The following is a 20738-nucleotide window of genomic DNA, read 5'->3' as shown; positions in this document are numbered from 1 at the left end:
GTGAGGCTCGCTTAGAGAGGCTCTCTCAGAGATGCTCGGCGAGGAAGCTCAGCGTGCGGCCGTGCGCGAGCACCGACGCGTTCTGGTTGTACGACGCGCGCACCGAGCAGTTGAAGCCGTGATCGGCGCCCGGGTAGATATAGACGTCGGCGTTGTCGCGCCCCGCGAAACGCTCCTTCACCTGGCCCACCTGATCGAGCGGAATGCCGTGATCGAGTTCGCCATAGTGGAACAGGATCGGCTGCTTGATCTTGTCGGCGAGATCGAGCTGCGTGTGGATGCCGCCGCCGTAGTACGACACGGCCGCGTCGACCGAGCCGTTGCCCGCGGCCATATACGCGAGACGGCCGCCGAGGCAGTAGCCGATGGCCGCGACCTTGCCCGTGCACTCGGGCAGCTTGCGCAGCGTGTCGGCGGTCGCCGCGATGTCCTGCACGACGAGGTTGAAATCGGTGGCCTTCATCAGCTCGATGCCGCGGTCGCGGTCGGCGCCCGTGTATTCGAGTTCGACGCGCGGCGCGCTGCGCCAGAAGATGTCCGGCGCGATCGCGACGTAGCCGTCGAGCGCATATTGCTCGACCACGTCACGGATATGGCCGTTCACGCCGAAGATCTCCTGGATGATGACGATGCCGGGGCCCTTGCCGCCTTTGGGCAGGGCGAGATAGGCGCCGAAACTGTCCTTGCCGGCGGGAATATCGATCCATCGAGTCGTTACGCTCACGTTGCTCTCCTTCTTCGCGAATGGGGTGCGGCCTGGTTCGTGCGGCCCGGGCCGTTAAAACGGGGAGCCAGTTTGCCATAGGCGCGACTCAGTCTGCAGCGGGCGTCGTTTGCGCAAGCGGATCGTAATATTTTCGCCGATTAGCGGTGAGGGTTTGGGCGAACTCCGCGTGCGTCCATCCATGCGCGGACAACATGAATCCCATTCGCCATTGACCCGCATGGATGACCGAAACGGTTCCGCTGTTTGTTCAATTCCGATGTCATCCGCGCGTCATGAATTAAACGAAGGCTGACTTTAAAGACGCGCATATAGCGAGGAATCCGAACTCATTTTCGAGCGATGAAAATGCGCAAACGTTGGCCTCTCCCGGCGCTTGAAGATTCATTGTCGTCAAGCAGTCAAAAATACCGTCTGCCTAACTCGCCAAAAATCTCAAAAAAATATTCGGGCGCACCCTGGAAGGGGCTTTCTAAAGGATTGCAAACATATTTTGAAAGCCTTGCGGAGCAAGGCGCAGCGGGCTTTTTGAGGGTTTCGCGCGGGGCTCCGGTGAAAACCTATTGGTACTCGCCCCGATATCTGAAAAAAGTCCCCCAAATTAATTTGATCACCTACACTTGCGCGCAAGTATGGTGCGCGAACGCTGTCACAAACGGCATTCGAAACCATACTGGCCAGGTGCATCAAGGATGCATCCTGCGTGGTCGTCCGACGGGGAGCGACACGTTCGGGGCGCGGGGGCACAGGGCGATTACGTTGCTTTTGGGTTCGAAACTGGAGACTTACATGAATATCAAGCTTCACAAGCTGTTGCCGATCAGCGCCGCAGCCATGCTGTTCGCGTCGTTCGCAACGGTGGCGAGCGCCGACGTCACGGTCAAGATTGGCCACGTTGCGCCGTTGACGGGCGGGATCGCTCACCTGGGCAAAGACAACGAAAACGGCGCGCGTCTCGCAGTCGAAGAGATCAATGCGAAGGGTCTGACGATCGGCGGCCAGAAGGTCACGCTCGCACTCGACGCGCAGGACGACGCGGCCGACCCGCGTACGGCCACGCAGGTCGCCCAGAAGCTCGTCGACGACAAGGTCGTGGCAGTCGTCGGCCACCTGAACTCGGGCACGTCGATTCCGGCTTCGAAGATCTATAGCGATGCGGGCATCGTGCAGATCTCGCCGTCGGCAACGAATCCGGCGTACACGCAACAGGGCTTCAAGACGACGTATCGCGTGGTGGCGACGGACGCGCAGCAAGGTCCGGCACTCGCGAACTACGCGTCCAAGAGCCTGAAGGTCAAGAGCGTCGCGATCGTCGACGACTCGACGGCTTATGGCCAGGGTCTCGCGAACGAATTCGAGAAGACCGCCAAGGCGCTCGGCATGAACGTGCTGTCGCATGACGCGACGAACGACAAGGCCGTCGACTTCCGCGCGATTCTCACGAAGATCAAGGGCGAAAACCCCGACGCGATCATGTACGGCGGCATGGACGCCACGGGCGGCCCGTTCGCCAAGCAAGCCAAGCAGCTTGGCCTGCGCGCGAAGGTGCTCGCGGGTGACGGCGTCTGTACCGACAAGCTGGCCGACCTCGCCGGCGACGCGACCGACAACATCGTGTGCTCGGAAGCGGGCATGGCGCTCGAAAAGATGCCGGGCGGCAAGGAATTCGAAGCGAAGTTCGAGAAGCGCTTCGGCCAGCCGATCCAGATCTACGCGCCGTTCACGTATGACGCGGTGTACATCATCGTCGACGCGATGAAGCGCGCCAACTCGACCGATCCGGCCAAGATCCTCGCCGCAATGCCGACGACGGACTACAAGGGCGTGATCGGCGAGACGACCTTCGACTCGAAGGGCGACCTCAAGCACGGCGTGATCTCGCTGTACAACTACAAGTCGGGCAAGAAGTCGCTGCTCGACGTGGTGAAGATGTAAGAGCGCATGCGCGCGGCGCGGCCTTCGGGCGGCGTCGCGTGACGTGCTGTTCATCGATCATCGATGAAAAAAGCCCGCGGGTCTTTGGACTCGCGGGCTTTTTGTTTTGAGGTGGCGGAGCGCGCCTAGCGATCTTCGCGCGTATGCCACAGACGCAGAATATAGATCGTCGACTACTGGATCTCGTAGCGCATTTCGTAGTGGCCGACGAGCAGGCGGCGCACTTCGCGCGGCTCGAATTCAAACAGTTTCTCGCCGATGCGCGGATTGGCGATCAGCAGATTGGGCGCTTCGACGAGCGAGCGGACGAGACGCGCGGCCGCAGGCTGGTTCACCGGGGCAAGGAAGTCATAGAGCCGCGTCAGGTCCGAGAGGCCCTTGCCGGTCCATTTCAATTCCATCAGCGCGGCGCCGGCAGCGGTTGATCCGTGGTCAGACTATCGGCCCAGGCTTGCACCGCCTGGTGGTCGATGACGTGGCCGGCATCGACGTCGGCGAGCGCTTCGCGCGTCAGCCGCTCGCGTTCTTCTTCCTGATCGATCCACGCCGAGAGCGCCTGCTTGACGATCCACGCGGGCGAACGCTCGAGGCGTTCGGCCAACTGGTCGACTTTCTCGGCGAGCGGCATGGGCACGTTTGCGGTCAGCGTGCGGGTTTCAGCTTGTGTCATGGGCAACTCCCCATCAGAGAATCCATCTTCGATCATACCGAACCCGGCGCTGGCGACGCGCGCGCACGTCGGCGCGCCAGTCGCAACATTTGATCGCACAAAAGTCGCGATGCTGCCGCACGGCTCAAATCCCCAGCCGTCTCAACACCTTCGGCGCGGCGAACGCCACCAGCGCGGCGCACAGCGCGACCACCGACAGCCCGACGGTGAGATTCGTCACCTGCGTAATGCCGCCGATCACCACCGGCCCGAACAGCAGCCCGAAATACGCGATGCCCGCGACGTGCGCGAGCCCTTCGGCCGCGTGGATGCCCTTCACGCGCGCGGCGGCCGCGAACAGCACCGGCATCATGTTCGCGAGGCCGAGGCCCATCAGCGTGAAACCCGTGAGCGCGGTGAACGAGAACGGCAGCAGCAGCGCGCCGATCATGCCCGCGCAGGCGAGCGACGCGCTCACCATCACGAGTTGCGGCGCGCCGAAACGCGCGCGCACGGCGTCGCCGGCGAAGCGCGCGATCGCCATGCCGCCCGAGAACGCCGCGTAGGCGGCGCTCGCGAGTGCGGGCGTCGAGAGCACCACGTCGCGCATGTAGACGGTCGCCCAGTCGTACATCGCGCCTTCGGCGATCAGGGCGATCAGCGCGATCGCGCCGAGCGCCCACAGCGCGGGCGTGCGCCAGCGGTTGCCGGTTTTGGCGTGCTCGCCGTGCGCGGCATGCGGCACGTGCGGCAGCACGGCCGGACACGAGACGGCCAGCACCAGCGCGGCCAGCGCCGACGCCAGCAGCAGATGCAGCGCGGGCGCCATGCCGCGCGCGAGCAGCGCGCCGCCGATCGCCGCGCCCGCCATGCCGCCCAGGCTGAACATGCCGTGCAGCCCCGACATGATCGGCTTGCCGACGGCTTCCTCGACGGCGCTCGCCTCGGCGTTCATCGCGACGTCGAGCGTGGCCATGCCGATGCCGAACGCCGCGAGCACGACGATCAGCATCCAGTAGTACGGCACGACGAGAATCAGCGCGCCGCAGACGCTCATCGTGATGCCGCCCGCGAAGCAGGCGCGGCGCGAGCCCACGCGCGCGATCCACGTGCCGATCGAGGTCATCGCGGCAATCGAGCCGCCCGCCACCGCGAACAGCGCATACGAGAGCATGGCGGCGTTCAGGTGGAACTTGTCGCGCACCGTCGGCACGTGCACGCCCCACGAGGCGTACATCATCCCGGCGACGAAAAAGAGCGCCATGGTCGCGATACGGGCGCGATGACGCCTGGCGGCGGGCAGGGCGCGATGGACGGCGGCGGGCTGCGCGTGGAGCGCGGGATCGGTGGCGTGGTTGGACACTGGAAAATTCCGGCGGAGGGTGGCGGCTATCTATAGAAAGGGCGGCAGGCTGCGGCAATAAGCCGTCTGAAAGCCAGGCGATGATTTTAGCCAACGCGCGCGCAGGCTGCTCGCCGCGCCGTGGCCTGCTCTAATAGTGGAATCGTGGAACGCGCCGCCGCTGTTTTTACCTCGCGCTTTCCACTTATTAACATTGATTGCCGCCGCCGCCCGGCAAACCCATCGTCCGAGGACACCGCCGTGAAGATTCCCGCTCATGCCCCGCTGCATCTGCTGCATCAGGTGTCCGTCGGCGCGCTCGCCACGCACGCGCGCGAGCCGCACGGCTTTCCGTATCCGACGCTGCTGCCGTTCGCCGTCGACGCGCGGCACCGGCCCGTGATCCTCGTGAGCCGCCTCGCCGAGCACACGCGCAATCTGCAAGGCGATCCGCGCGCGGGGCTGCTGATCGCGCAGTCGGGGCCGCTTTCCGGCCAGGCGGGGCAGGCCGGCTCGCGCGGCGAGGACGCGCTGAGCGCGGCGCGCATGACGCTGCTCGGCCTGTTCGAGCCCACCGACGCCGACGCGCAATCGCCGCTCGCGCGCCGCTATCTGCGCTATCAGCCCGACGCCGCGCGTTATCTCGAACTCGGCGACTTCACGTTCTGGGTGATGCACGTCGAGCGCCTGCGCTATATCGGCGGTTTCGGCGCGATGGGCTGGCTCGACGGCAACGACATCGACGAACTCGAACCGCTCGCCGCCGGGGACGAAGACGCGCTGATCGACGCCTTCGAGGCGCATCCCGCGCGCCGCCCCGGACTCGAATTGCTGGGCGTGGACCGTTATGGCGTCGATCTCGCCGTGGACGGACTGCGCACACGCTTCGTTTTCGAGGAACCGCAAACCGATACGCCATCCTTGCATGCTGTGCTAATCGACTGCATTGAGCGCCATGCCGCCTGAATAATCCTTCTAACTGCGTGCCGCCGCGTGTGGGATTTTGTCGATTGTTGCGATGCGCCATTGTCAGATAAATAGGGCATCAGACGAAAAGTTCTCATGGCATGAAATGTTTTGCGAATTCTTACCATTTAATTTTCATAAGCTGCCAGTTGTGTGAATCGGATTTATCTGGAAAAAGCGGCATTCAGTAAAAATACTGATTTGCACGCAATGAAAGCGTCTTTATGTCTTGCGGCGGCGCAGAACACTTCGAAATCTGTTTTAATTATTTTTATTGCGCGCGCTTTTCCGGGGATTCGTTTCTGTGTTAATCTCGCCTCCAATTTCCGAGGCGAATCACCTGTCAATCGGCATACTGGCGCAAGATCGGTAGCCATTATCAACGAACCATCAAGGCACCTTTACTCATGTCGTCATACAAGGAACTTCTCGCACAGCGAGAGAAGCTGGAGCAGCAGATTGAAGAGGCGAAGGCGCGTGAATATGCCGAAGTCCTCGACGAAATCAAGCAGAAAATGGCCGATTACGGCATTACGCTCGCCGAACTCGGCGGCGGCCGTGCAGCGGGCAAGGCAGCGAAGCAAGCCAGCCGCTCGCGCGCCAGCGTCGCGCCGAAATACCGCGATCCCGACAGCGGCAGCACGTGGTCGGGCCGCGGCAAGCCGCCGCGCTGGATCGCCGGCAAGGATCGCGAGAAATTCCTGATCCAGAAGTAAATCGCCTGAAAGTGGTTCAAGGGCGGACCATAAAGTCCGCCGGCCAGAAAAGCCGCGCAGTCACGGGGAATGACGCGCGGCTTTTTTGTAGTCGTTTATGTCGCCTTCCTTACGTATTCTTACGTTCTGTTTCACTATTCTGATTCGTCAATCGCCCTGCCTGGCGGATTAAGCCATGCCGCATTGAATAGGCACGCCGACTTCATATCTTGAATGCGAATGCGACGCCTTCTCGTAGTCGCCTGATTTAAAAGAAGAATCCAGGGTTATCTACAATTAGGGACGGCATCGCCATTACAATCGCGATATTCTGACCTCGCTGTTCCAGACATGGCTTCCTCTGTCGCCGAGACGTTTTCCGATAAACAGCGCGTGGCGCGCAAGACCACGCTGGTCAGTGTCGCCCTCAATGCGGTGCTGGTGGTGCTGCAAATCATCGTCGGCGTGATTGCGCATTCGCAGGCATTGATCGCGGACGGCGTCCATTCGCTTTCCGATCTGGTCTCCGATTTCGTCGTGCTCATCGCGAATCGCCATAGCGGCGCAAAGCCGGACGCCGATCACAATTACGGCCACAGCCGTTATGAAACCGTCGCTTCATTATTTCTCGGCGCCATATTGATTACGGTCGGCGTGGCGATGCTCGCGCGCGCCGGCACGCGTATCGCGAATCTGGACGATATTCCGCCCGTGCATGCGAGCGCGCTCGCGGTGGCGGTGCTCGTGCTGATTTCGAAGGAAGGGCTGTTCCGCTACATGCTGCGCGAGGCGCAGCGCGTGCGCTCGGCCATGCTGATCGCGAACGCGTGGCATGCGCGTTCGGACGCGGCGTCGTCGCTGGTGGTGGCGCTCGGCATCGTCGGCAGCCTGATGGGCGTGCGGCTGCTCGATCCGATCGCGGCGGCCATCGTCGGCTTCATGGTCGCGCGCATGGGCTGGGTGTTCGGCTGGGACGCGCTCCAGGATCTCTCCGACCGCGCGCTCGACGAGGCCGCCACGGCCGATCTGCGCGCGCTGCTGCTGTCCACGCCGGGCGTGCTCGACGTGCATGAGATGCGCACGCGCAAGACCGGCGACCTCGCGCTGGTCGACGCGCATATCCTCGTCGATCCGCTGATTTCGGTGTCCGAGGGGCATTACATCGCCGAGATGGCGCGCGAGCGCGTGCTCACCGATGCCCGCGTGCTCGACGCGCTGATCCACGTCGATCCCGAGGACGACATGCTCGCGCGCTCGGTCGCGAGCCTGCCGCCGCGCGACCGGGTGGCCGCGGCGTTGCGCGAGGCGCTGGCGGCGCGCGGCGTGGCGGTGGAATCGGTGACGCTGCACTATCTGAGCACGGGCCTCGAAATCCAGGCCGTGATCGCACCGGGCGGCGAGGCGCGCGCGCTCGACGCCGCCGATCTCGACGCGCTCCGGCGCGAACTCGGCGCGAGCCGGCTGGAAGCGGTGCAGTCGCTTGGCGGGCGCGCCTGAGTTTTAACGGCGCTTTAACCGGGCGCGACTAATCTGTGAAGCTCACTATGAGGCGGGCTATAAAGCGGACTTTAAAGCGAACCGCTCAGCAGACCGGCAAGCGCCATCGCGGCGCGCTCAAAGCGGCAACTGCGTATCGAACTTGATTTCGCGCAGCACGACGCTCGTGCGCACCTGGGCGACCGCGGGGATGCGGAAGATGCGTTCGTGCAGGAAAGTGTCGTAGGACTTGATGTCGGGCGCGACGATCTTGAGGATGTAATCCGACTCGCCCGTGGTGCTGTAGCACTCGGTCACTTCGGGGCAGGTGGCGATCTCGCGCTCGAACGCTTCGACGCCGCCTTCCGTGTGACGCGTGAGGTGGATATGCGCGAGCGCGCAGACATGCAGGCCGAGCTTCTCGCGATCGAGCAGCGCCGTGTAGCGCTGGATCACGCCCGACTGCTCCATGTCCTTGATGCGGCGCCAGCACGGCGTGCTGGACAGGCCCACCTGATCGGAGATTTCCTGCACCGAGCGGCGCGCGTCGAGCTGCAGCAGGCGCAGGATCTTCTGGGAGAAGGTATCGAGTGTCAAATGCGCCTCCATGTGCGTCGCCGGATTCCCAAATGGTAGAGGCCGGGAAAACGAAACGCAATGCAAACCGCAGATGACGAGGGAATTTCCCTAAGTTAGTGCTCAGGCGGCGGTATTTTGCCCCGACGCGTCCCCTTCTGCGACCGTGGCGGCGGCCTGCTGCGCGCGCAGGTCGGCCAGCATGTTGCAGAACAGGGCGCCTTGCTCGATGGCGTCGTCGAGCGCCACGTGCGTGTGCGGGTGATCGTCGAACCAGTGCTTCGGAAAGCGCGGCTTGATGCACTTGCGGTACGGCAGGCCGGTCATCGCGAACGCCAGCGTCTTGATGTCGAGCGCCGACCACGAGAACGGGCAGCGCCCCGCGAAGCGCATCATGTACCAGAACATGAAGGTGAAATCGAAGCCCGCCGGCATCGCCACGAACACGGGCTTGCCGGGCAGCTTCTCCACCCATTCAACGTAGGCCACGAGCGCAGCGGCCGGGTCTTGCAGATCGGTGCGGCAGGCGGCCCACGCCTCGGGCTGCGTTTCCCACCAGGCGGCCTGCACCGGATGCGGCGCGGCGCCTTCGAGCGTGGCGAGATTCGCCGAGAAGGTGGCGATCAGGCGTTTGTCGGCCGTGTAGGCCGCCGACGCGAAACTCAGCATCGAATGGGGACCGGGGATTGGACCGTCGGCCTCGACATCGGTGCTGACGTAAATTTCCTCTATGGCTGCTTGATTCATCGCTTCGCTTGGTTGATTCGCTTCGTTGGGTGCTTCGATCGTTCGGCGGCTGCGGTCGTCTCCGCAGTGGTCCCTGCGCTCATCTCCGCCATCAGCCCCACTGCGCCTGGCCCGTCGCGCCGGGCACGCCGTCTGCGACATAGGGATTCGAGCGGCGCTCCTCGCCGAACGTCGACACCGGACCGTGGCCCGGCACGAACGTGACGTCGTCGCCGAGCGGCCAGAGCTTTTCGCGGATCGAGCGGATCAGGTCCGCGTGATTGCCGCGCGGAAAGTCGGTGCGGCCGATCGATCCGGCGAACAGCACGTCGCCGACCAGCGCGAGCCGGTGCGGCCGGCTGAAGAACACCACGTGGCCCGGCGTGTGCCCGGGGCAGTGATAGACCTCCATCTCCTCGTCGCCGAAACGCACGGTCTCGCCGTTCGTAAGCCAGCGATCCGGCTCGAACGCCTGCGCGTGACCGAAGCCGAAGCGCACGCTTTGCTCCGGCAACTGATCGATCCAGAAGCGTTCGTCTTCCTGCGGGCCTTCGATGGGCACGCCGAACTTGTCGGCCAGCGCCTTCGCGCCCGCGCAGTGATCGAGGTGGCCGTGCGTGAGCAGGACCTTTTCGAGCTGCACGCCCTGATTCGCGATCTCGGCTTCGATGCGTTCGAGGTCGCCGCCGGGATCGACGACGGCGGCGCGGTTCGTCGCTTCGCAGACGAGCAGCGAGCAGTTTTGCTGGAACGGCGTGACGGGAATCAGCGTGACTTTCATGCGCTAACGCGGGGATGGAGTGTTGTGGGGCGGCTGGGCGCATCGCGCGGCGCGGGCGGCGAGCAAGACGGACTGAAACGTACCGAAACCTCGCTCACCTTCGCGGCGGCACGCTGCGCCGGCCAAAGATTCGATTGTACCGGCGTCCCCGGAGCGCCGCCGAGGGCGCGCTGCGATCGGCTGAATCCCTTGTCAGACAAGGGATCGAGGTGTGTCGGAAGATCGTCCTTTATTACACCAATGGTGAGAAATGATCAGGTTTTCGATAGGAAACGGATGACAAGAATTAGTTTTGGGTATAATGCGACCCATCAAGCACGTTTCACGTGCATTCACTGGGCGATGTGACCCGCGGTAAAAAATGGGTCGCGAATGCATCGCCGTCAAGCAGTGCCGTCCTTCGAGGCCAGCTCACCAGGCTGCCTTACAAGACGGCAAATCAGGTGCCGATCCGTTCGGCACCGCACGTCTTGCCCAGCCAGGCGCCGCGCGCCTGCCACGGACTTGCTGCCGTGACGCTGGGTGGGGCCTACGCCGCCGTTCCTGTGCGCCGTGTGTATCCGGCGCGCCTGAATGCAGCCCATCGCGTTCGATGGCGGCATGTGGGGTCTGGTCAGGCTGCCGGGGACAGGTTGCGCCAGACGTGAAAGAAAACCAGCGGTAGCGGCTCAGGAGCTGCATCCGGGTATCGGCCTTCGTCCGTTTTTCACGGGCGGGGAGTCCTTTTACCTGCGACCGCCGAGGCTATCCGGCAACGCGCAACCAAGGCGCGGGACGGCCTCGAAACGTGATGACTAGCTTATGAAACTCGGACTTTCTCGACGACGATTCGGGAGTCTCGCAGCCGTGTCCGTGCTGGCCGGTTGTGCCATGCCGCCTGGCCCGCAGGACCAGGCGCAGGGCAACGCGCTCAGCACCAGGGACGCGCACACTGCGTTCGCCACGCCGCAGAGCTACGGCTCCGCGCTGGCCGCGCTGCCTGCATCGGGCGCGAACAAGGACAAGTCGCTCGCCGACGCTCAGCCGATCGACGACGACAGCCCGGACGTCGGCTCGTTCCACCAGACCGGCCGCGCCTCGTGGTACGGCCGTGCGTTCCACGGCCGCAAGACGGCGAGCGGCGAGCGCTTCAATATGGAGGCGCTGACCGCCGCGCACCGCACGCTGCCGCTCGGCTCGTACGTGCGCGTGAGCGTGCCCTCGACCTCGAAGTGGGTCGTGGTGAAGATCAACGACCGTGGCCCGTACGCACGCGGCCGCGTGATCGACCTGTCGTATGCGGCCGCGAAGATGCTCGGCCTGCAGTACGCGGGCACCGCCAAGGTGAAGATCGAAGGCCTGTCGCGCCAGGAAGCGAAGGCCGCGCAAGCGGAAATGCTGGCCGCCAACTCGAACGCGAGCGGCGAGCGCTGATCCTCCGCGGGGTTTGTCCGCGAGTTTGTCGAGGATTCTGTCTGTGTTGGCGCGTGGCGCGCACCAGGCGGGATCCGCGGACTGAACCGCCGATTGAATCCGCAGGCTGAATCTGCAGGCTGAATCTGCAGGCTGAATCCGCACCAGGCATTCGACCTGGTCGCGATTCCGGCACAAACAAGAAGGGCCGCACGCTCACGCGCTGCGGCCCTTCTGCTTTTCAGGCGACTCGGCGATGGCGGCTCAGTCCGCCTCGTCTTCCTCTTCGTCGCCTTCCCCGTCTTCGTTCTTCAGTTCGAGCGCGCGCGCGTAGAGTGTGTTGCGCGACGCGCCCGTGAGCGCCGCCGCGAGCTTCGCCGCGCCCTTCACCGGCACTTCCTGCAAGAGCAGGCGCAGCAGCGCGTCGTGATTCTCCTCGCCCGATGTCTGCGCGGGCGCGCCTTCCACCACCAGCACGAACTCGCCGCGTTGACGATTCGCATCCTCGGCCAGCCACGTTGGCCCTTCGGCCAGGGTGCCGCGCCACAGCGCTTCATGTAGCTTGGTCAACTCGCGGGCGATGAGAATCCGGCGCGCGGGGCCGAACGCCTCGGCGAGCGCCTGCACGGTCTCCACGATGCGGTGCGGCGCTTCGTAGAACACCATCGCGTGCGCATGCGCGGCGAGCGGCTGCAACGCGCTCGCGCGCTGCTTCGCCTTGGGCGGCAGGAAACCGAGAAACGTGAACGTCGAGACCCAGTCGCCCGCCACGCTCAGCGCGGTTGCGAGCGCGCTGGCGCCCGGCATCGGCACGACCTGGAAGCCGGCTTCGCGCACGGCGTCCACGAGTTTCGCGCCGGGGTCGGAAATGCCGGGCGTGCCCGCGTCGGACACGCAGGCCATGCGTTCGCCCGCGCGCAGATGCTCGACCACGCGCTGCGCCGCCTCGCGCTCGTTGTGCTCGTGCACGGCGATCATCGGCTTCGAGATGCCGTAGCGCGCGAGCAGCTGGCCCGTGTTGCGCGTGTCCTCGGCGGCGATGCGGTCGACGAGGCCGAGCACGTGCAGCGCGCGCAGCGTGATGTCGGCGGTGTTGCCGATCGGCGTCGCCACGACATAGAGCGTGGCGGCGGGATAGTGCTGGGCCTGGGCGAGTTCGAAGGGGGACGAGAGGGACGTCATGACACGGAACGCGCGAACGCAAGCAAAGAGGCCGACATTGTGCCATGTGGGGCAGGCCGCAGCGCCGCCGCAAGCGGAACGCGGCGCCTGCGAAGGCGACAACTTTTCTGTGCCGGGCCGGTCGAATGCCGGAACGCGCACGGACCTTCGCGCGGAGCAGGAGCGTGGCGCTTCGAAGGCAGGTGATGTTTTGAAGGCGCGCGATGCTTCAACGCCATGCGAGGCACGCGACGCTTCAACGCCACGCGAGGCGCACGCCGCGATGTCGCGCGCGGACGAACGCCGCGCCCGCCGCGAGACCGGCGCGCGTTTCGAGCAGCACGCGCTCGTTTATCTGCAACGTCAGCGGCTCGTGCTGGTGGCGCGCAACGTGCATTGCCGCGGCGGCGAACTCGACCTCGTGATGCGCGATCGCGACGGCACGCTGGTGTTCGTCGAAGTGCGCGCCCGCGCGCGCCGCGGTTACGGCGGCGCGGCGGCGAGCGTCGGCTGGCACAAGCGGCAGCGTCTGCTGCTCGCGGCGCGCGACTATCTCGCGGCGCGCGCGCAGGCGCAGGAAGCGATGCCGAGCGCGTGCCGTTTCGACGTGGTGACGTTCGAAGGCGGGCGACTCACCTGGCTGCGCGATGCGTTTCGCGCCGACGATGAATGAGTCGATCAGTGAGCAGCGAAAGAGCGCACGCCAATCAGCCCATCGCGCGCGCGACTCGTAAGCAGGTGAAAAAAGCCGCGAAAGAAGCCGCGAAAAAAGCAGCAAAAAGCGCGAAAATCGCGCGCATCGAAAAAGAACGCCGGAAGACAACGCGCGCGATTGCGCTAAACTTGCGGCACGCCGCAACCCAGCGGAAATTTTGCGATACCCGCAGTACAGATTAGAGAGTCGATGTCCGTCGAACGCATTCAACAGCACTTTCGCGATAGCGCAGCGCTTCAGCTCGCCGCGATGGAAACCCTGGCGGTGCCGATTGCCGCCGCGGTCGATACCATGTTCGCCGCGCTGGCGAACAGCAACAAGATCCTCGCTTGCGGCAACGGCGGTTCGGCCGCCGCGGCCCAGCAATTCGCCGCCGAACTGATCGGCCGCTTCGAGCGCGAGCGTCCGGGCCTGCCCGCCCTTGCGCTCACCACCGACGCCTCGGTGCTCACCGCCGTCGCGAACGATTACGCGTACGAGCAGGTGTTCGCGAAGCAGGTGCGCGCGCTCGGTCATCCCGGCGACGTGTTGCTCGCGATCACCACGTCGGGCAATTCGGCGAACGTGCTGGCGGCCATCGAGGAAGCGCACGAGCGCGAAATGATCGTGATCGCGCTGACCGGCAAGAACGGCGGCCAGATCAACGGCGCGCTCGCCGACACCGATATTCAGCTGTGCGTGCCGTCCGAGCGGACTGCGCGCATTCAGGAAGTTCACCTGTTGACGATCCACTGCCTGTGCGACGGCATCGACGCGATGCTGCTGGGCGACGACTGACACCCGAAGGACGAAGGAGAGGCACTTGATGATCAGAACCGGCATGACGCGCGCGCTGGCACGGACCACGCTGACGATCGGCTTCGCGGCTTCGCTGTGCGCGAGCCTGCAAGGCTGTTTTCTCGCGCTCGCGGGCGCGGCGGGCGGCACGGCGCTCGTGGCGACCGACCGCCGCACGGTGGGCTCGCAGACCGAGGACCGCGAGATCCAGGTGAAGGCGCTCTCGAACGTGACCAATGCGCTGCCCGAGACCGCGCACATCAACGTCGCTGTGTTCAATCAGCGCGTGCTGCTGACCGGCGAAGTGCCCGACGAAGCGTCGAAGCAGAAGGCCGAGAGCATCGCGCGCGGCGTCACGAACGTGGAATCGGTCGTCAACGAACTGGCGGTCATGCCGGCGAGCTCGTTCTCGTCGCGCGCCAACGACTCGTATCTCGAAGGGCGCGTGAAGGCCGAACTGGTCGCGTACAAGAACATCTCGGCGAACAACTTCAAGGTCGTGGCCGAGCGCGGCAACATCTATCTGATGGGCCTCGTGACGCCGGAGGAAGGCCGCATCGGCGCCGACGCGTCGAGCACGGTGATGGGCGTTTCGCAGGTCGTGAAGTGCTATCAGTACATCAGCCCGCAGCAGGCGGTGGCCGCGAACACGTCGGCCGCGTCGAACCCGCAGGCACCCGCCGCGACGGCCGATGCGCCGACCGTGGGCGCCGTGCCGGATTCGGGCGTGAGCGCGCGTCCGATCGACCAGCAGGCGCCCGCGCCCGTGACGGAGTCCGCGCCGCGCTCGTCCAGCAGCGGAGCGACGATGTGATGATGGGTCGTACCGTGGTGGAAATTCGACGTGGCGTGATGGGGTTGGCAGTGGCCGTGGCGGGCGTGGCCGCAACGCTGGGCGCGGCGCCGGCATTCGCGGCCGGCGATGGCCAGGCCATCGCGCGCAGCAACGCGTGCATGGGTTGTCATGCGGTCGATCGCCGGCTCGTGGGGCCGTCGTTCAAGGACATCGCTGCGAAATACAAGGGCGATGCGAGCGCGCAGGCCAAGCTCGAAAAGAAGGTGCGTGACGGCGGCGCGGGCGTGTGGGGCGCGATTCCGATGCCTTCGCATCCTGCGATGAGCGCCAACGACATTCACGATGTCGTCGCCTGGATCCTGGTCGGGTCGCCTTCGAAATAGTTTTGCGCCAGCTCAAATTTGACGCTTGGCACAAGCAAATTTAGCTGTGCTAGAATCATTTTCGTTGTGGGGGGGTAGCTCAGCTGGGAGAGCGTCGCGTTCGCAATGCGAAGGTCGGGAGTTCGATCCTCCTCCTCTCCACCAAACGAATTCAAAGGGTTACAGGTGCTTGCCTGTAACCCTTTTTCGTTTCTGGCGCGGGCTCGGTATGCGCTTCGACACACGCTTGCGGCGCGCTACGCGCGAGCCTCCGCTTCCACCAGCAAGGTCAGCAGCGCCAACGCTTCCTGCCATCCGAGATAGCACGCCTCGAGCGGAATCGCTTCAGGAATCCCTTCCTGCGTCACCTCCATCTCCGTGCCGCAAAACACCTCGCGCAGTTCGACCGTGGTGTGCATCACGCCAGGCAGATTCGGATCGTCGAAGGACGCTGAATACTTGAGCCGCGCACCGGGCACCAGCTCCAGATACTCGCCGCCGAACGCATGGCTCGCGCCCGTCGCGAAGTGCGTGAAGGACATCCGATAGCGTCCGCCGACCACGGCATCGAGCTCATGCACAGTGGCCGTGAAGCCATGCGGCGGCAGCCATTTCGCGAGCGCGGCGGCATCGAGAAACGCGCGATACACGCGCTCGGGCGCGGCGCGCAACACGCGATGATGGCGCACGGTGTTCGTCGGCATGGGGTTCCTCCGTTTGGCAATCGGGGCATCGGTTCATCCCATTCTAGGCGACGGCTCGCGCGGTGCCGTGTCGGCGGCCGCGCATCGCCTACACTTGATCCATCACCGGGCCACCAGCCCGGCACACCCCGGAGAAGGGAGGCCATCATGTCCGCCGCCGAACAGCCGACGCCCATTCCCTCGACCCAAAAAGTCGACTACGAAGGCTTCGAAATCCACATCAAGTCGATGCCCGCGGATGCCGGCGGCGCGCGCTACACCTACACCGCGTATGTCTGCCATCCGGGCGCGAATGCCGCGCTGCCGGGCCACACGGTCCCGTATCACCCCGACGGCGACGAGACTTTCCGCAGCGATCAGGACGCGAAGGACGAAGCCACGCACGTCGGTAAAAGCATCATCGATGGCACGCATCCTGATCTGTCGGTGCTGGGGTTGGTGACGCAGGGGTTTTGAGCGGTATTAGGCACGGCTGTGGCATCGGGTTGAATTGCAACTAACAGCCCGGCGTGTGCGTTGCCATAGGTGCGTTCAGGCTCGTGCAGGCGTGCAGGCGTGCAGGCGTGCAGGCGTGCAGGCGTCCAGGCGTCCAGGCGTCGAGCGACGTGCGACGTGCGGCGGGCGTCGGGCGGCGCAGGCCGCACGTCGTATTCCATAAGCCATACCCGCATCCACCCACGCCCGTCCGCGCATCCTCGCGACGAGGTCCGCACGAATGCCATCGCGGCTGACTGATCCACCGATCGCCTAAAGCACACAAAGGGAAAAGCGAGGCGCTGCGATTCGCATCCCCGGAACGCAGACGCGAACCGGAGCGCGGGAAGAGGAAAAAGGCCCGGACGCCGAAGCGCCCGGGCAAGCCGCCGGATTTCCGGCGACGGAGGTTGCTGCAGACGCCTCGCATGAGCTGCGCGGCGCCGATGTCTGGGTATGTCGATATCGAAACTGCGCCCGATATCGCGGCCGAAGCGCCGATCGCGCAACGACCGACGGGCCCGCGCTCGAAACGAATCGAGCGCGGGCCCGTCTGCGTGCTCAGGCGGCGAGCCGTCTCAGGGACGGCAAGACGCCGGATCGCACGGAATTACTGGCCGAAATAAACCGGCTTGATGTTCGGCTGCGCGTGGCTGCCGGCTTGCGTCGAACCGTTGGTCGATGCGCCGTAGGCCGTGGCTTCAGCCGTGGCGTTCTGTTGCGCGACGCGCGCTTGCGCGGCTTGCAGGTCTTCCGGGTAGTACGGGCTCGACAGGCCCGGGCGATAGCCGGCCTTTTCGAGTTGCACGAGTTCGGCGCGCACCTGAGCGCGGGTCAGCGGCTGGTTCGTGCTCTGTTGAGCGAACGAGAGCGCGGGAGCGGCGAGAACGGTGGCAGCGAGTGCTGCAGCAATCAGGGACTTCATGGTCAACAACCTCCAAAGATTATGTTTCGGACCGTAACAATCGTCTTGCTCGATCCGTTGATGTGACTTTATTGCAGTGCACTTCAAAGATAAATATTGAGATGTGGCAAACATCGTTGCGGAAAGTGAGATAGTCGAGCGAATTTCGGTGCCAGATCGGCGATATTTCATCGGATTCCCTGCGTGCAATGCAACGAAAGCGTGCCGCCTGCGCTCCGGCCTTTTCGGTGAGGCAAAATAGTGCGCATCCGGTCGTGCACTGCAGCGACGGCCCCATCCCTATCCCCATGCCGTTCGAAACCGGCATCGCTCAAGGAGAGCCACATGAAAAACGCACTCGGCCGCCAGGCGCTGATCGCCGCCGCGCTCGCGGGTCTCGCGACGGCGGGCGTCGCGCACGCGGACGACACCGTCAACTGCTACGGCGTCGCCAAGGCCGGCAAGAACGATTGCTCCAGCAAGACCGGCGTGCACGACTGCGCGGGCCAGGCCAAGGTCGATCACGACAAGGGCGACTTCAAGACCATGCCGAAGGGCACCTGCGAAAAGCTCGGCGGCACGCCGGAGCAATAAGGTGCGCTGGACCGCGAAGCCGGCGCGCGGCGTCGGCATCGGCTTGCGGCATGCGCATTACGGCGCGTTCATGCGGGCGTCGGCGGGTGAGGGCGATGGCGTCGATGGCGCGGATGGTGCGGAAGGTGCGAATAGTGCCGATTGGCTCGAAGTCCACAGCGAGAATTATTTCGGCGACGGCGGCTACGATCTGCACGTGCTGGAGACGCTGCGCCGCGACTGGCCTGTGAGTCTGCACGGCGTGGGCCTCGGGCTCGGCAGCGCCGCGCCGCTCGACGAATCTCATCTCGCGCGTCTGACACGTCTCGTCGAGCGCATCGAACCGGCGCTCGTCTCCGAGCATCTGTGCTGGGGCGCGACGCCGCATGCGGCGCTGCACGATCTGTTGCCGATGCCGCTGACTCAAGCCTCGCTCGATCACCTGTGCGCGCGCGTCGCGCGTTTGCAGGACGTATTGCGCCGCCGCGTGCTGATCGAAAACGTCTCGACTTACGTGCGTTTTCGCGGCGACGCCTACGGCGAGACGGCGTTCCTCGCGGAGCTGGCGCGGCGCACCGGCTGCGGCGTGCTGCTCGACGTGAACAATCTCTATGTGAACGCGCGCAATCACGGCGAAGACGCGCTCGACGCGATGGCCGCGCTGCCGCGCGAGGCGGTCGGCGAACTGCATCTCGCGGGGCATCGCGTGACGCCCGCCGCCGTGATCGACGATCACGGCTCGCGCGTCGCGCCGGAAGTGTGGACGCTGTACGAAGCGGCGTTGCAGCGCTTCGGCGCGGTGCCGACCTTGATCGAATGGGACACCGACGTGCCGCCGCTCGACATCCTGCTCGACGAGGCGCGCATCGCGCGCGAGCACATGATGCGTAGCGAGGGCGATGCGCACGCGCATACCGAATTGCCTTCGGCGGTGCGCCCATGAGTACACCGATGAGCGCCGACCGCCCCGACGCCGATATCGACCCCGACACCACGCTGGCCTCGCTGCAAGCGGCGTTCGCCGACGCGCTCGACGATCCCGCCGCCGACGCTGCGCTCGCGGCGCATCTGCGCGCGTGCCATGGCACGCATGAGGTGAGCGCCGCGCGTCTCGGCCTCTATCGCGGCAACGTGCGCGCGGCGCGCCGTCATGCGCTTGCGAGCGCGTATCCGGTGCTCGCGGCGCTCACGGGCGACGCGTATTTCGACGCGCTCGCGCTCGCCTACGCGCGTGCGCATCCGTCGCGCGACGCCGATCTGAACCGCTTCGGCGCGGCGCTGCCCGAGTTCGTCGAGCTTTACGAAAGCGACGCGCGTTACGCGTATTTCGGCGATGTCGCGCGCCTCGAATGGGCGCTGCATCGCGCGGCCTATGCCGCCGACGCCACGCCGCTGAGCGCCGCGCAATGGCAGGCGATCGGCGCCGAACGTCTGATGGGCGCGCGGCTTGCGCTGCATCCCGCATGCACGGCGTTGGCCTCGCGTTTTGCCGCGCTGGCGATCTGGCGCGCGCATCAGCGAGATCCGCACGAACCCGCGCGCGAACATGAACCCGCGGACAACGCCACATGGCCCGCGCGCATCGACGAACCGGGCTGGACGCTCGTGGTGCGCGCGCGCTGGCATGCGCAGCCGCTCGCGCAGACGCACGCGGCGCACGCAGCGTTCGTGGCGCTGCAACACGGCGCGACGCTCGACGAAGCGCTCGAACGCGCGTTCGCCATCGACGCCGGTTTCGATTTCGCCGCGCAATGGCGCACCTGGATCGAGACGGGCGCGGTGACGGGCCTGCGCGATCCGGCACGAATCGACTAGCGGTTAGCGCACACAAAACCGCTTGTTTTGCGGCGCGAAACAGAAGCAAAGGAATCCGAACCAAGATCCAAAGGCAAACGCGGCGCTCGATTGTTCAGTCGATACGAAAAAGCCCGCGAGCGCGCCGCACAACGTGCCTCGCCATGCGCGGCAAACCCCACACGCGGCGCGAATCGCGGACTACACTCGATTGCAAACGGCCTCGCCCGCGCGCCACACCGTCATGATGACCCGCCGACCGAACGTGATGATCGTCATCAGCATCGTGCTGGCCGCCGTGCTCACGGCGGTGGCGGGCTGGGTCATGGCGCAGATGCGCGAGGACGCGCTCGCGAGTGCGCGCGCCTCCGCCTACAACATGGCGCTGCTGTTCGAGCGCGACACGGCGCGCAATCTGGAGATCTACGAGCTTTCGCTGCAGGCCGTGATCGACGCGCTCGACGATCCGCGCCTCGCCACGCTGCCCGACGACATCCGCCACAACGTGCTGTTCGACCGCTCGGCCACGGCGCAGCATCTCGGCGTGATCCTCGTGACGAACGAGGCCGGCGACGTGATCTTCGACTCGCGCGCCTCGCCGCCGCGCGAGGTCAACGTCGCGGACCGCGATTACTTTCTCGTGCAGCGCGATTCGCCGCGGATGGGGCTCTACGTGAGCCGCCCGTTCATTCCGCGCGACGGCCCGGCCAACGCCACCATCGGCCTGAGCCGCCGCATCTCGAAGCCCGACGGTTCGTTCGCGGGCGTGGTGGTCGGCACCATGCGGCTCGACTATTTCCGGCAATTGATGAGCGGCGTGGAGATCGGCGCGAACGGCGTGGTCACGCTCGCGCTCGCCGACGGCACGCTGCTGATGCGCCGCCCCTACGCGCCCGCGATGATCGGCAAGAGTCTCGCCGATTCGGCGCTGCTCCATCGTTTCGAGCACGTCGAGGCGGGCGGGTTTTTCGGCGTCGGGCCGCTCGACGGCGTGCGGCGCTGGTTCGCGTTCCGGCGCGTCGACGGCTATCCGCTCGTGTTCAGCGTCGCGGTGGCGGCGGGCGACATCTACACGGAATGGCGAGCGCGGGCGTGGATCATCGGCTCGCTGACGGCGCTGCTCGACGTGTCGCTGATCGCGCTCGCGATGGTGCTCACGCGACAGTTGCGCCGCCGTGTGCTGCTGGAGGACGAACTGCGCGCGCTCGCGGGCACC

24 protein-coding genes, 1 tRNA gene and 1 pseudogene are annotated in these 20738 nt (G+C 65.3%); 16 read left to right on the top strand and 10 right to left on the bottom strand.

The window, feature by feature from the left end; all coding sequences use genetic code 11:
• Positions 1-25: 25 nt before the first annotated feature.
• Complete coding sequence (locus LDO54_RS38295) at positions 26-724, bottom strand: dienelactone hydrolase family protein (protein WP_224018276.1); 699 nt, start codon at positions 722-724, stop codon at positions 26-28.
• A 789-nt stretch (positions 725-1513) separates the two neighbouring features.
• On the opposite strand from LDO54_RS38295, the gene LDO54_RS38290 reads away from it, so the two are divergent.
• Positions 1514-2659: a branched-chain amino acid ABC transporter substrate-binding protein gene (locus LDO54_RS38290; protein WP_224018275.1), complete on the top strand. Its 1146-nt coding sequence runs from the start codon at positions 1514-1516 to the stop codon at positions 2657-2659.
• Positions 2660-2832: 173 nt separating this feature from the next.
• Here the strand turns inward: LDO54_RS38290 and LDO54_RS38285 are convergent, their stop codons facing one another.
• The 3 genes from LDO54_RS38285 to LDO54_RS38275 form a co-directional block, all read right to left on the bottom strand.
• Entirely contained in the window at positions 2833-3060 is a 228-nt protein-coding gene (locus tag LDO54_RS38285; protein WP_224018273.1) for a type II toxin-antitoxin system RelE/ParE family toxin, read from the bottom strand.
• Positions 3060-3365 (bottom strand): CopG family ribbon-helix-helix protein, encoded by a 306-nt coding sequence (locus tag LDO54_RS38280; RefSeq protein WP_224018271.1) that lies wholly within the window; start codon positions 3363-3365, stop codon positions 3060-3062. The genes LDO54_RS38285 and LDO54_RS38280 overlap by 1 nt, the downstream gene beginning before the upstream one ends.
• A gap of 88 nt (positions 3366-3453) precedes the next feature.
• On the bottom strand, positions 3454-4671 hold the full coding sequence (locus LDO54_RS38275) for an MFS transporter (protein WP_415774460.1): 1218 nt from the start codon (positions 4669-4671) through the stop codon (positions 3454-3456).
• A 240-nt stretch (positions 4672-4911) separates the two neighbouring features.
• Between LDO54_RS38275 and LDO54_RS38270 the strand changes: the two genes are divergently transcribed.
• The 3 genes from LDO54_RS38270 (at position 4912) to LDO54_RS38260 (ending at position 7808) form a co-directional block, all read left to right on the top strand.
• Positions 4912-5616, top strand: a complete 705-nt coding sequence (locus LDO54_RS38270; protein WP_224018269.1) for a HugZ family protein — start codon at positions 4912-4914, stop codon at positions 5614-5616.
• Between the two features lie 407 nt (positions 5617-6023).
• Positions 6024-6332, top strand: a complete 309-nt coding sequence (locus LDO54_RS38265) for an H-NS histone family protein (RefSeq protein ID WP_205996037.1) — start codon at positions 6024-6026, stop codon at positions 6330-6332.
• Positions 6333-6662: 330 nt separating this feature from the next.
• Complete coding sequence (locus LDO54_RS38260; RefSeq protein WP_224018267.1) at positions 6663-7808, top strand: cation diffusion facilitator family transporter; 1146 nt, start codon at positions 6663-6665, stop codon at positions 7806-7808.
• Positions 7809-7925: 117 nt separating this feature from the next.
• On the opposite strand, the gene LDO54_RS38255 is transcribed toward LDO54_RS38260, so the two are convergent.
• The 3 genes from LDO54_RS38255 to LDO54_RS38245 all read right to left on the bottom strand — a co-directional run bounded on the left by LDO54_RS38255 (position 7926) and on the right by LDO54_RS38245 (position 9870).
• Positions 7926-8396 (bottom strand): Lrp/AsnC family transcriptional regulator, encoded by a 471-nt coding sequence (locus LDO54_RS38255; RefSeq protein WP_173816881.1) that lies wholly within the window; start codon positions 8394-8396, stop codon positions 7926-7928.
• 90 nt (positions 8397-8486) lie between these two features.
• Complete coding sequence (locus tag LDO54_RS38250; RefSeq protein WP_224018266.1) at positions 8487-9110, bottom strand: exonuclease; 624 nt, start codon at positions 9108-9110, stop codon at positions 8487-8489.
• A gap of 91 nt (positions 9111-9201) precedes the next feature.
• Positions 9202-9870: an MBL fold metallo-hydrolase gene (locus LDO54_RS38245; protein ID WP_224018264.1), complete on the bottom strand. Its 669-nt coding sequence runs from the start codon at positions 9868-9870 to the stop codon at positions 9202-9204.
• Positions 9871-10671: 801 nt separating this feature from the next.
• On the opposite strand from LDO54_RS38245, the gene LDO54_RS38240 reads away from it, so the two are divergent.
• Positions 10672-11283 carry a septal ring lytic transglycosylase RlpA family protein gene (locus LDO54_RS38240; protein WP_224018262.1) on the top strand — a complete coding sequence of 204 codons (612 nt, stop codon included), beginning with the start codon at positions 10672-10674 and terminating at the stop codon, positions 11281-11283.
• A gap of 243 nt (positions 11284-11526) precedes the next feature.
• Here LDO54_RS38240 and rsmI read toward each other — a convergent pair whose 3' ends face one another.
• A complete protein-coding gene (gene rsmI, locus LDO54_RS38235; protein ID WP_224018260.1) occupies positions 11527-12444 on the bottom strand; it encodes a 16S rRNA (cytidine(1402)-2'-O)-methyltransferase in 918 nt (305 codons plus the stop codon).
• A 262-nt stretch (positions 12445-12706) separates the two neighbouring features.
• Here rsmI and LDO54_RS38230 point away from each other — a divergent pair, with 262 nt between their 5' ends.
• From LDO54_RS38230 to LDO54_RS38205, 6 genes are all read left to right on the top strand, one after another.
• A complete protein-coding gene (locus LDO54_RS38230; protein WP_224018251.1) occupies positions 12707-13096 on the top strand; it encodes a YraN family protein in 390 nt (129 codons plus the stop codon).
• A gap of 8 nt (positions 13097-13104) precedes the next feature.
• A complete protein-coding gene (locus LDO54_RS38225) occupies positions 13105-13320 on the top strand; it encodes a hypothetical protein (RefSeq protein WP_224018249.1) in 216 nt (71 codons plus the stop codon).
• Between the two features lie 7 nt (positions 13321-13327).
• Positions 13328-13915, top strand: coding sequence for a phosphoheptose isomerase (locus LDO54_RS38220; protein WP_224018246.1), 588 nt, complete (start codon positions 13328-13330; stop codon positions 13913-13915).
• Positions 13916-13943: 28 nt separating this feature from the next.
• Positions 13944-14729 carry a BON domain-containing protein gene (locus LDO54_RS38215; RefSeq protein ID WP_224018291.1) on the top strand — a complete coding sequence of 262 codons (786 nt, stop codon included), beginning with the start codon at positions 13944-13946 and terminating at the stop codon, positions 14727-14729.
• Between the two features lie 2 nt (positions 14730-14731).
• Positions 14732-15094 (top strand): c-type cytochrome, encoded by a 363-nt coding sequence (locus tag LDO54_RS38210; RefSeq protein WP_436975782.1) that lies wholly within the window; start codon positions 14732-14734, stop codon positions 15092-15094.
• A 68-nt stretch (positions 15095-15162) separates the two neighbouring features.
• Positions 15163-15238: transfer RNA gene (locus LDO54_RS38205), tRNA-Ala, on the top strand.
• Between the two features lie 92 nt (positions 15239-15330).
• Here the strand turns inward: LDO54_RS38205 and LDO54_RS38200 are convergent.
• Positions 15331-15777 (bottom strand): SRPBCC family protein, encoded by a 447-nt coding sequence (locus LDO54_RS38200; protein ID WP_224018242.1) that lies wholly within the window; start codon positions 15775-15777, stop codon positions 15331-15333.
• 147 nt (positions 15778-15924) lie between these two features.
• On the opposite strand from LDO54_RS38200, the gene LDO54_RS38195 reads away from it, so the two are divergent.
• Positions 15925-16233, top strand: coding sequence for a hypothetical protein (locus LDO54_RS38195; protein WP_224018240.1), 309 nt, complete (start codon positions 15925-15927; stop codon positions 16231-16233).
• A gap of 628 nt (positions 16234-16861) precedes the next feature.
• Here LDO54_RS38195 and LDO54_RS38190 read toward each other — a convergent pair.
• Entirely contained in the window at positions 16862-17176 is a 315-nt protein-coding gene (locus tag LDO54_RS38190; RefSeq protein ID WP_224018238.1) for a DUF4148 domain-containing protein, read from the bottom strand.
• Between the two features lie 324 nt (positions 17177-17500).
• Between LDO54_RS38190 and LDO54_RS38185 the strand changes: the two genes are divergently transcribed.
• The 4 genes and pseudogenes from LDO54_RS38185 to LDO54_RS38170 all read left to right on the top strand — a co-directional run.
• Entirely contained in the window at positions 17501-17749 is a 249-nt protein-coding gene (locus LDO54_RS38185; RefSeq protein WP_224018236.1) for a BufA1 family periplasmic bufferin-type metallophore, read from the top strand.
• 1 nt (position 17750) lies between these two features.
• A complete protein-coding gene (bufB, locus tag LDO54_RS38180; RefSeq protein WP_224018234.1) occupies positions 17751-18671 on the top strand; it encodes an MNIO family bufferin maturase in 921 nt (306 codons plus the stop codon).
• On the top strand, positions 18668-19543 hold the full coding sequence (locus LDO54_RS38175; protein ID WP_224018232.1) for an HvfC/BufC N-terminal domain-containing protein: 876 nt from the start codon (positions 18668-18670) through the stop codon (positions 19541-19543). The genes bufB and LDO54_RS38175 overlap by 4 nt, the downstream gene beginning before the upstream one ends.
• A gap of 223 nt (positions 19544-19766) precedes the next feature.
• Positions 19767-20738: pseudogene (locus LDO54_RS38170) on the top strand (cache domain-containing protein); the annotation flags it as partial.

Origin of the sequence: Paraburkholderia tropica (assembly GCF_914484835.1) — a bacterium.
GTDB classification, from domain to species: domain Bacteria; phylum Pseudomonadota; class Gammaproteobacteria; order Burkholderiales; family Burkholderiaceae; genus Paraburkholderia; species Paraburkholderia tropica_A.
The sequence above is the reverse complement of the archived record's forward strand: the minus strand, read 5'-3'. Positions and strand labels throughout refer to the sequence as shown.

Bases quoted from the DNA above. Each gene is read 5' to 3' on its own strand.
- LDO54_RS38280 (WP_224018271.1), bottom strand. From the start codon at position 3,365: ATGATCGAAGATGGATTCTCTGATGGGGAGTTGCCCATGACACAAGCT.
- LDO54_RS38200 (WP_224018242.1), bottom strand. From the start codon at position 15,777: ATGCCGACGAACACCGTGCGCCATCATCGCGTGTTGCGCGCCGCGCCC.
- rsmI (WP_224018260.1), bottom strand. From the start codon at position 12,444: ATGACGTCCCTCTCGTCCCCCTTCGAACTCGCCCAGGCCCAGCACTAT.
- LDO54_RS38255 (WP_173816881.1), bottom strand. From the start codon at position 8,396: ATGGAGGCGCATTTGACACTCGATACCTTCTCCCAGAAGATCCTGCGC.
- LDO54_RS38290 (WP_224018275.1), top strand. From the start codon at position 1,514: ATGAATATCAAGCTTCACAAGCTGTTGCCGATCAGCGCCGCAGCCATG.
- LDO54_RS38245 (WP_224018264.1), bottom strand. From the start codon at position 9,870: ATGAAAGTCACGCTGATTCCCGTCACGCCGTTCCAGCAAAACTGCTCG.
- LDO54_RS38195 (WP_224018240.1), top strand. From the start codon at position 15,925: ATGTCCGCCGCCGAACAGCCGACGCCCATTCCCTCGACCCAAAAAGTC.
- LDO54_RS38250 (WP_224018266.1), bottom strand. From the start codon at position 9,110: ATGAATCAAGCAGCCATAGAGGAAATTTACGTCAGCACCGATGTCGAG.
- LDO54_RS38285 (WP_224018273.1), bottom strand. From the start codon at position 3,060: ATGGAATTGAAATGGACCGGCAAGGGCCTCTCGGACCTGACGCGGCTC.
- LDO54_RS38215 (WP_224018291.1), top strand. From the start codon at position 13,944: ATGATCAGAACCGGCATGACGCGCGCGCTGGCACGGACCACGCTGACG.
- LDO54_RS38220 (WP_224018246.1), top strand. From the start codon at position 13,328: ATGTCCGTCGAACGCATTCAACAGCACTTTCGCGATAGCGCAGCGCTT.
- LDO54_RS38265 (WP_205996037.1), top strand. From the start codon at position 6,024: ATGTCGTCATACAAGGAACTTCTCGCACAGCGAGAGAAGCTGGAGCAG.
- LDO54_RS38210 (WP_436975782.1), top strand. From the start codon at position 14,732: ATGGGTCGTACCGTGGTGGAAATTCGACGTGGCGTGATGGGGTTGGCA.
- LDO54_RS38185 (WP_224018236.1), top strand. From the start codon at position 17,501: ATGAAAAACGCACTCGGCCGCCAGGCGCTGATCGCCGCCGCGCTCGCG.
- LDO54_RS38190 (WP_224018238.1), bottom strand. From the start codon at position 17,176: ATGAAGTCCCTGATTGCTGCAGCACTCGCTGCCACCGTTCTCGCCGCT.
- LDO54_RS38230 (WP_224018251.1), top strand. From the start codon at position 12,707: ATGTCGCGCGCGGACGAACGCCGCGCCCGCCGCGAGACCGGCGCGCGT.
- LDO54_RS38260 (WP_224018267.1), top strand. From the start codon at position 6,663: ATGGCTTCCTCTGTCGCCGAGACGTTTTCCGATAAACAGCGCGTGGCG.
- LDO54_RS38175 (WP_224018232.1), top strand. From the start codon at position 18,668: ATGAGTACACCGATGAGCGCCGACCGCCCCGACGCCGATATCGACCCC.
- LDO54_RS38240 (WP_224018262.1), top strand. From the start codon at position 10,672: ATGAAACTCGGACTTTCTCGACGACGATTCGGGAGTCTCGCAGCCGTG.